2 protein-coding genes are annotated in these 1621 nt (G+C 55.4%); one reads left to right on the top strand and one right to left on the bottom strand.

From position 1 onward, the window contains the following. A partial coding sequence (locus tag A1355_RS09075; protein ID WP_157197818.1) for a bacteriohemerythrin occupies nucleotides 1–987 on the bottom strand: 987 nt, incomplete at its 3' end. Nucleotides 988–1114: 127 nt separating this feature from the next. Here A1355_RS09075 and A1355_RS09070 point away from each other — a divergent pair. Then, nucleotides 1115–1621: response regulator (locus tag A1355_RS09070; RefSeq protein WP_157197817.1), on the top strand; the 507-nt coding region annotated here is incomplete at its 3' end.

Genomic DNA, 1621 nt, shown 5'->3' with positions numbered 1-1621 from the left:
CATTTTTTCCGATTGCAGCAGGTGGTTTTGCGCTTCCTTGAGTTGTTGGTTCAGCAAGCTTTCCTGGTTTTTCTCGATCAGCAGCGTTTCGTTGGCGATCCGCAACTCCTGAGTGCGCTGTTCGACTAAGCCTTCCAACGCCGTTTCGGCTTGTTTTTGCACGCTGATGTCCATGCCGCAGCCCATCAGGCCGGCAAACCGGCCGTTGCCGCGTAGCCTGGGAACCGCGGTTTCCAGCACCCAGATCGGTGGCTTGCCGGCGGGCAGCAGCCGGTATTCGAGCTGTACCGCCTGTAAATCCACCGCCGCCTGCAAATAGCTTTGTCTGACCCTGGCTCGGTCTTGCGCGTCGATCAATTGCATCCAATTTTCCAGGTTCAGTTCGGTTTTCGCCAAGCCCAAGGTCTCCAGCCAATAGCGATTGCAGAAAATCGGAACGTGCTGGGCATTGGTGATCCAGATCAGCGCCGGCAACAGGTCGGCTAGCGCTCGAAAGCGAGTTTCGCTCTCTCGTAACGCCGAATATAAGTTGCTTTGCATGATGTCGGTCTGCTGTTGCTTCAGCGCTTCCGGATTGTCCGGATGCGTGTCGTTGATGGCCTGAGCCATCTTCTTGTCGGCGTAGAGAATGTGCGACGATAGCCAGCCGACCAGAAATTCCAGCAAGGCATTGGACACCCGATCGGGTTCGGCGATGGCTTTTTGTTGCTCGGCCACTACGGTAGCGACGAAGTCTCGGTGTTGCTGGCAATGCAGCTCGAAGTCGTCGGCGGCGTAATTGCCGGCCCGCATCAGCTCTTCTTCGTGTTTGAAATGGTAATCGGTGTAATCGATCAATGCCGCGACCAGATCCAAGATAGCGCGAGGCTCGTCGCCGACCGCGACCGCCTCGTCCAGCCGGTTGAGGATTTCCACCAACCGCCGGTGTTGGGCATCGACGGAAGGAATGCCGACATTGAGCTGATTGCTCCAGGTTAATATAGCCATGGATGTATTAACATTGGTTCTCTGGATTTGAAGGCCGGATAATACCCGGAGAATGATTTATCAAACAGGGTTGTCGGCCGAGGAGCCTCAGCCTTTAGCTCATACCCTCATAACTGTAAGCGATCCGATGGACATTGCAACTTCCGATACCGATTCTAACGCGACTGTCCTGTTGGTCGACGACGATCCGACCAATCTGACGGTATTCGGACAGGCGCTGGCACCGTATTACGACGTGCTGGTGGCCAATTCGGGCGAACGGGCCTTGCAACTGATACGGGCCGGCGGATGTCCGGACTTGATTCTGCTCGACGTGATGATGCCGGACATGGACGGCTATCAAGTCATCGAACGCTTGAAGGCCGATCCGGCCACCGCCGCGATACCGGTGATCTTCGTCACGGCGCTCACCTCGGGCAGCGACGAAGAACGCGGCCTGCAATTGGGCGCGGTGGATTACATCAATAAACCCTGCCATTTGTCGATCTTGTTGGCCAGGGTGCGCACTCATCTGGAACTGAAGAAATCCCGGGATTGGTTGCAAAATCAAAACGCTTTTCTGGAGGCCGAAGTACAACGCCGGCAACAGGAAAATCAACACGTGCATCTGCAATTGCTGCAATCGGAAAAAATG

This window comes from Methylomonas koyamae (assembly GCF_001644025.1).
GTDB classification, from domain to species: Bacteria; Pseudomonadota; Gammaproteobacteria; order Methylococcales; family Methylomonadaceae; genus Methylomonas; species Methylomonas koyamae_A.
This window is presented reverse-complemented; position numbering and strand designations above follow the sequence as displayed.